The sequence below is a fragment of the Arthrobacter sp. H20 genome, assembly GCF_000520515.1.
Lineage (GTDB): Bacteria > Actinomycetota > Actinomycetes > Actinomycetales > Micrococcaceae > Arthrobacter_D.
Map to the genome: position 1 here is coordinate 110,003 of NZ_KI914723.1, position 7,556 is coordinate 117,558.

At 65.9% G+C, this 7,556-nt stretch carries 4 protein-coding genes; all 4 read left to right on the forward strand.

What is annotated here, in order from left to right:
• Positions 1–61: 61 nt before the first annotated feature.
• The 4 genes from leuS to Y703_RS0107490 all read left to right on the forward strand — a co-directional run bounded on the left by leuS (position 62) and on the right by Y703_RS0107490 (position 7,532).
• Positions 62–2,587, forward strand: a complete 2,526-nt coding sequence (gene leuS / locus Y703_RS0107475; RefSeq protein ID WP_051427395.1) for a leucine--tRNA ligase — start codon at positions 62–64, stop codon at positions 2,585–2,587.
• 3 nt (positions 2,588–2,590) lie between these two features.
• Positions 2,591–3,655: a DegV family protein gene (locus tag Y703_RS0107480; RefSeq protein WP_026552208.1), complete on the forward strand. Its 1,065-nt coding sequence runs from the start codon at positions 2,591–2,593 to the stop codon at positions 3,653–3,655.
• Positions 3,656–3,898: 243 nt separating this feature from the next.
• On the forward strand, positions 3,899–4,816 hold the full coding sequence (locus tag Y703_RS18575; RefSeq protein WP_253907963.1) for a ComEA family DNA-binding protein: 918 nt from the start codon (positions 3,899–3,901) through the stop codon (positions 4,814–4,816).
• Positions 4,817–4,841: 25 nt separating this feature from the next.
• Positions 4,842–7,532, forward strand: coding sequence for a ComEC/Rec2 family competence protein (locus Y703_RS0107490; RefSeq protein ID WP_155849435.1), 2,691 nt, complete (start codon positions 4,842–4,844; stop codon positions 7,530–7,532).
• Positions 7,533–7,556: the final 24 nt, after the last annotated feature.

Sequence of the window (7,556 nt, forward strand, 5' to 3'; positions counted from 1 at the left end):
GCACAGTCAACAGTGCTGCGCGCCCCTCCCTGGATGAGGGGCTTTTGTGTGTCTAGGGGCAATTGATCAAGAGGACAGGGCAACGATAGTGAGCACGCAAGCCGACGCCGGGCAGCCGGACGAGAACACCTACAATTTCGCCGACATCGAAGCCCGGTGGCCCGCGGAGTGGGATCGGCTGCAGCCGTTCAAGCCTGCCGACGACGGATCCCGGGAACGACGGTACGTGCTGGACATGTTTCCGTACCCCTCTGGTGACCTGCACATGGGGCATGCTGAGGCGTTCGCAATGGGCGACGTCGTCGCCCGCTACTACCGTCAGCAGGGTTTTGACGTGCTGCACCCTATCGGCTGGGACTCCTTCGGGCTGCCAGCCGAGAACGCTGCGATCCAGCGCAACGCCCACCCCTCCGAGTGGACCTACACGAATATCGAGACGCAGGCCAAATCGTTCCGCCGCTACGCCATCAGCGTTGACTGGTCGCGGCGGCTGCACACGTCCGACCCGGGGTACTACCAGTGGACGCAGTGGCTGTTCCTGCGGTTCTTCGAAAAGGGTCTGGCGTACCGCAAGGATTCGCCTGTCAACTGGTGCCCGAAGGACCAGACGGTGCTGGCCAACGAGCAGGTAGTCAATGGTGCCTGCGAGCGCTGCGGCACCCCCGTCACGAAGAAGAGCCTGAACCAGTGGTATTTCAAGATCACCGATTACGCTGATCGCCTGCTGGACGACATGGATCAGCTCCAGGGTCACTGGCCCGAGCGTGTGCTGGCCATGCAACGCAACTGGATTGGCCGCTCCGAGGGCGCGCACGTCGACTTCGTCATCGAAGAAGCCGAAGGAAAGCCAGCCCAGAGTGTCCCCGTGTTCACTACCCGCCCCGACACGCTGCACGGCGCCACGTTCTTCGTGGTGGCCGCCGACGCACCGCTGGCCCTGGAGCTGGTCGCCGAGGCCCATCGGGCCGAGCTGGAGGAGTACAGGGAAGGCATCAAGTCCCTGTCAGAGATTGAGCGCCAGTCCACCGAGCGTGAGAAGACCGGCGTGTTTACCGGCCGGTGGGCGACCAACCCGCTCAACGGTGAGAAGCTGCCGGTGTGGGCAGCCGATTACGTGTTGGCCGACTACGGCACCGGGGCCATCATGGCCGTGCCTGCGCATGACCAGCGCGACCTCGACTTCGCCAGGGCCTTCGATCTGCCAGTGAGAATGGTGGTGGACACGGGTGCTGAGGATCCCGCCGTAACCGGTGTAGCGACGATCGGCGGCGGCACCCTGGTGAACTCCGGTGAGCTGGACGGGTTGAGCAAGGACGAAGCCATTGCCCGTGCGATCGAGCTGGTCGCTGAGCAGGGTACCGGCGAACAGACAGTCAACTACCGGCTGCGCGACTGGCTGCTGTCCCGGCAGCGGTTCTGGGGCACGCCGATCCCGATCATCCACTGCCCAACCTGCGGCGAAGTGCCAGTCCCAGACGACCAACTGCCGGTCACGCTGCCCGAGGACCTGCGCGGCGGAGATCTCTCGCCGAAGGGCACCTCGCCACTGGCCGCCGTGGAGGAGTGGATGAACGTCGAGTGTCCCCAGTGCGGGGGGCCAGCCAAACGCGACACCGACACCATGGACACCTTCGTCGATTCCTCGTGGTATTTCCTGCGGTTCGCTTCACCGGATACCACCGATGCACCCTTCGATTCCGAGGCGGTGAACCGCTGGCTGCCGGTGGGTCAGTACGTGGGCGGCGTGGAGCACGCCATCCTGCACCTGCTCTATAGCCGGTTCTTCACCAAGGTGCTGTTCGACCTTGGACTCATCAGCTTCACCGAACCGTTCTCGGCACTCCTGAACCAGGGGCAGGTACTCAACGGCGGCAAGGCCATGAGCAAGTCACTGGGCAACGGCGTCGACCTGAGCCAGCAGTTGGACAAGTTTGGCGTCGATGCCATCCGCCTGACCATGGTGTTCGCCTCCCCACCCGAGGACGACGTCGACTGGGCTGACGTCTCGCCGTCGGGTTCGTCGAAGTTCCTGGCCCGCGCCTGGCGCCTGGGTCTCGACGTCGCCAGCGCGCCCGGCATCGACGTTTCAGACGGCGACCGTGCGCTGCGTTCGATCACCCATCGGACGGTGGCGGACAGTGCCACGCTCCTGCAGGGCAACAAGTTCAATGTTGTCATCGCCCGGGTGATGGAGCTGGTCAATGCGACGCGGAAGGCTATCGATTCGGGTGTCGGCGGAACAGATCCGGCCGTGCGGGAAGCCACCGAGGCGGTCGCTGTCATCCTGAGCCTGTTCGCTCCGTACACCGCCGAGGACCTGTGGAACCGGCTGGGATATCCAGCCTCGGTGGCAACCGCCGGCTGGCCAACCGTCGATGAGTCGCTGCTGGTGCAAGATACGGTTGTCGCAGTCGTCCAGGTCCAGGGCAAGGTCCGGGACCGCCTGGAGGTATCACCAGACATCACCGAGGACGCACTGCGCGATCTGGCGCTGGCCAGTGACCAGATCCAGAAAACGCTCGACCGCAGGGGGATCCGGACGATCATTGTGCGGGCTCCGAAGCTGGTCAACATCGTTCCGGAGTAACCCATGCTGGCCGACACAGCAGTGCACTCGCGGGCGGTACGTTCCTATCCGCTGCCCATTTCGGACCACGCGTCGCCAGCGCCAGTGAAAACCGGCGCTGCCGCGTGGTATTCGATGAAATGGCTTGAGCGGCTGTGGGCCCGCCCATCGGCTTCCCGCAGTGTCCCGGAAGCTGCTGGGCTGCAACGGATTGCTGTGGTCACCGACTCTGCCGCTGCGCTCCCGCCGGAGTGGCTGGCGGCCGGGGGAGCGGCCGACGGCGTCGTCGTCGTTCCCATGCCGGTGATGATTGCGGGGCGGATCTTCGGAGAGGGAACCGATGACCTTACACGCCCGCTATCGGTCGCGTTGGCGGAGGGGGCGGAAGTCCGGACCTCCCGCCCATCGCCCGGACAGTTCGAAGGTGTGTACCGGAAGCTGGAGGCAGACGGCGCCACCGGCATTTTGTCGGTGCATCTTTCGGGCGGCCTGTCCGGCACAGCTGACGCCGCTCGGCTGGCGGCTGCCGCGGTGGCGATTCCGGTCGAGGTCGTTGACTGCCGCACGGTGGGAATGGCGATGGGCTTTGGTGTGGCAGCGGCCCAGGCCGGTGCGCGGGACGGATTGGATCTGGCTGGCGCTGCCGCGGTGACTCAGGCTGTCTGCGACTCGTCGACCCTGCGTTTCCTGGTGCCCAGCCTGGAGCAGCTGCGGAAGGGGGGAAGGATTGGAGCAGCAGCGAGCGTGCTGGGTACCCTGCTGGCGGTCAAACCGATCCTCAGTGTCCAGGATGGTCGCATCCTGCCGCTGGAGAAGGTGCGGTCCGCCACCAAAGCGACTGCCCGCCTGATCGATCTGGTGGAGAAGGACATCGCCGGGCGACCCGACGCTGTAGTGGCTTTTCACTACTTCGGGAACGAAACAGAGGTTCAGGAGCTCACGAGGAACCTGGCGGAGCGACATCCTGAGGTACACACCGTCCTGGCCCAGCTACCCGCAGTACTGGCAGCTCACACCGGGCTCGGCGTCATAGCGATCGCCGTGGCTGGGCGGATTGGCGACGCCGAGACGCCCTCAACTCCCGACTGACGGCGACGCCCCCGACGCCGCCGTTCTCCCCGGTGGCTTCTGGCCTGGTCGACGTGGCTCGTTCAAGGGCAGTCACCCGCAGGACACCAGCTGACCGAACCAGCAGTCCGAGCACCACAAAGATGAGCGTTGCCTGACTGAGAACCAGTACTCACGCGCCAGCAGCCTGAGCTTCGCTGAGGTTACACACATAGCCCGGCGAGGGCCTCCCGCGGTGATCCGGGGAGTCTTAGGCTCGCTCACATGGCACGACATCGCTGGCCCACCAGCCCTCCCCACCGCGGGATCAGTGCACCGCGGACTCAGCCTCTCGACCATTTCGAGGGCATCAACGGGTTTCGGGATCGTGAGGACTCGGGGGCTGTCGGGACGCAGGACTCCGACAACAGCGGTGGCCGTCGGTGGGCGGTGGGCAGGGGCGCAGCGCTGCTGGTGCTCGGACTTACGCTGACCATTGCCGCCGGGCTGGTGATGGCACGCAGCGGACCGTCGCCGGAGATCACTTCGGTGGCGCTCGATGCACGGGCGGAAACCCAACAGGCCGGAGAGGTCGGCTCAGGGCTGGGGGGCCCGCCAGAGTCCGGTGCGCCACCTCCAGACGAGCGGGGGGACAGCGTGTCGGACGCCGGTTCCTCGGCAGATCCTGCGGCGGCCGTACCGGGCGAGCCGCCGACCGGGGATGCATCATCCCAGCGGTTACTCGTCCATGTCGCCGGGGCCGTAGCCAGCCCTGGCATCGTGGAGCTCGCTGCCGGTGCCCGTGTGTTCGAGGCACTGGACCACGCGGGAGGAGCACTGCCTGAGGCTGACCTGGCCGCAATAAACCTGGCAGCCCCGGTACAGGACGGGTTGCAGGTCCGCGTGCCGTTGCAGGGTGAAACAATGGCACCTGCGCCGGCCGCTGGGGCCGCCGGCGGGACCGGCGGGAGTGGGGGATCCCCTGCACCCGCTGACGGGACCACCCCCTCGGGGACAGTGAATATCAACACGGCTGCTCTGGCAGAGCTGGAGACGCTGCCGCGGATCGGTCCCGTCCTGGCGGAGCGCATCGTCCAGTGGCGCACAGAGCACGGGGGGTTCACCAGACCTGAAGATCTCGATGCGGTGCCTGGAATCGGTGAAACGATGCTTGCCGCCCTGGTGCCGCTGGTGACTGTGTGAACGCCCGGGTCAGACGGAGGAGAGGGTGAGTCCACGGCGGTCCTGGACGAGATACGTTCAGGCCGCGACCGGGGCGGCGAGTCAACGGTCAGCCGAGGCCGGCACGGCCCGCCGGCAGGCTTCCGTTAGCCCGTTGGCGCGCGGCTGGGTCGACAAGCTTCCGCCGGCAGCCAGATGGGCGAAACGGGTAGCCCCGCCATCGCCCGCGGCCGCCGACGAACCACACCACACCGATCTTCGCCTGGTGCCGGCTGCGGCTGCCGCGTGGGTCACTGCGGCGGGGATGACCCGGCTCGACGCCGCTACGGCTTTCTTCTGCGCTGCGGCTCTGGTGGTGCTCGCCGCGTGTTGCGGTCTTGCGTGTTTCGCTCAGGGGACGACAAGGCAAACCATGCTGATCAGGCGGATCGCTGGGCCGTGTGTGGTCCCCCTAGCGGTCGCGGCGCTGGTCGCGGTGTCCGCCGCCGTCGTCGTAGGGGTACGCACCGCGGGGCCGGTACTCGCGGCGGTGCAGGAGCGTGCGTCAATCACAGCCGTGGTGAAGGCAACAGCTGATGCCCAGCTGATCAGCCCTGACCGGTTCACTGGGGCTGACCGGTTTCTCGTTGAGGCAACGCTGACCTCGGGCACACTCGACGGCACTCGGTTCACGGCTGACACCCCGGTCATAGTGATCGGTCAGGCGTCCTGGGCTGGGATTACCTCGGCGGATACGATCCGTACGGCCGGCAGCCTGATGCCGACCGACCCCGGAGACCGGGCAGTAGCACTGTTAATCGCTGGGGCTAGCCCTGAGGTGTCCAGGCCTGCCGGCTGGAGCAGCTATCCGGCTGAGCTGAGGAGCGATTTTGTGCGGCTGGCGTCAGAAGTGTCGGGGGAAGGCGGATTGCTGCCCGGAATGGTGATCGGAGACCGAAGCGGTCTGGACGAAATGATTGAGCAAGACATGCAGATCACGGGCCTCACACACCTCACAGCTGTCAGCGGCGCCAACTGCTCGTATCTGCTGGCATTCGTTTTCCTTACCGCCCGCGCGCTCAAACTGCCACGCCTACCTGCTGCAGTGCTCGGCATCGTGGCGCTGATCGGCTTCGTCATCCTGGTCCGTCCCGAGCCCAGTGTGCTGCGGGCCGCAGTGATGGGTGGCATCGGCGTCACCGCCGTGCTCACCGGCCGAGGCAAGGTTCCATCGGCGTTGCTGATGCTCACCGTTGTTGTCCTCCTTACTGTCGATCCGTGGCTGAATGGAGCCTATGCGTTCATGCTCTCAGTGGCGGCCTCATCCGGCCTGATTTTCTTCGGTCCCGTCCTGACCCGCAGACTGGCTCGCTTCATGCCGACACCGGCAGCACAACTGCTGGCAGTCCCGATTGCTGCGCAACTTTGGTGCGCGCCCATCATCACCCTCCTCCAGGCTTTCCAGCCCCTGTATTCTCTTCCGGCAAACATCGCTGCCACTCCGGTGGTGCCCTTTGTGACAGTCGTGGGGATGGGAGCAGTGACGTTGGTGGCTCTGGCTGAACCGTTGGCGGTACCGCTGGTCCTGGTCGCTGGGTGGGGGGCCAGTTGGGTCGGTACCGTTGCCGGATTCTTCAGCTCAGCGCCCGGCGCTTCACTACCCTGGGTGGCTGGAGTGCCGGGAGCCCTGCTCACCGGAGCGTTATCCGTGGCGGTGGTCTTGGCCGTGGTATTCGGGCCTCGACTGTGGTTGGCGGTGGCGGCCCTGAGACGACCGGGATCACGACGCCGGGCCAGGTTGGACACCGACGCGGAACGCCCGGACCTGAACTATTCACTGCCTCGCAGCGTTGGCCGACGCAACCACGGCCGGGCCAGGATCCGGCCAGCACTGTGGCTGGCAGCGGGGTGCGCCGCAGGACTCGCAGCAGTCGTCCTGTGGCCTGCAGATCGGAACAGTCCTGATGGCTGGCATATCGCCGCTTGCGACGTGGGCCAGGGGGACGCTTTCGCCCTCCGAACCGGCGAGCGCTCAGCTATTCTGGTCGACGCCGGGCCGGATCCGGACGCCGTCGACGCCTGTTTGGACAAGCTGTCCATCGCCACCGTTGAACTTCTGGTACTGACCCACTTCCACGCTGATCACTACGGCGGAATCGAAGGAGTCTTCAGGGACAGGACCGGTCAGCGAATCCTGTACTCGTCCTCCGAGCCTGCCCTTCCGTCGGTAGTCAACGAGTCGGTAGGTGCTGAAGCATCCGGCCAGAGCCCCGTTCCAGAGCGCCTGGTTGCGGGCATGCAGGGTGAGCACGGTGACGGCGGCGTCTACGGACGGATCACCTGGACAGTGCTGTGGCCGGGGGAGGATGTCCGACCAGATTCGGAGAACAACTCAAGCGCTGTGCTGGAAGCTGTGATCGACACCCCGGACGGTAGAGACGTGGCAGTCCTGCTGACCGGTGATCTGGAGGAGGACGCTGCACGGGCGATGCTGGAGGCCAACCCAGGCCTCGTCGAGCGGGGAGTCCAGATCCTGAAGGTGGCCCACCACGGTGCTCGCAATGGAGGGCTTGAACTCGCGCACGCCGTCCAACCGCAGCTCGCCATGATCTCCTCCGGGCGGGAGAATGACTATGGTCACCCCCATCCGACCATCACGGCCGGCCTGTCGGCGGCAGGAATTACAGTGGCAAGGACAGACCAGCTGGGAACGTTCCTGATAGCCATTCAGGAGAACTCGCTCAGCGTCCGCCGCTGACCTGCCGGTCCGCTTTGCGGCGGG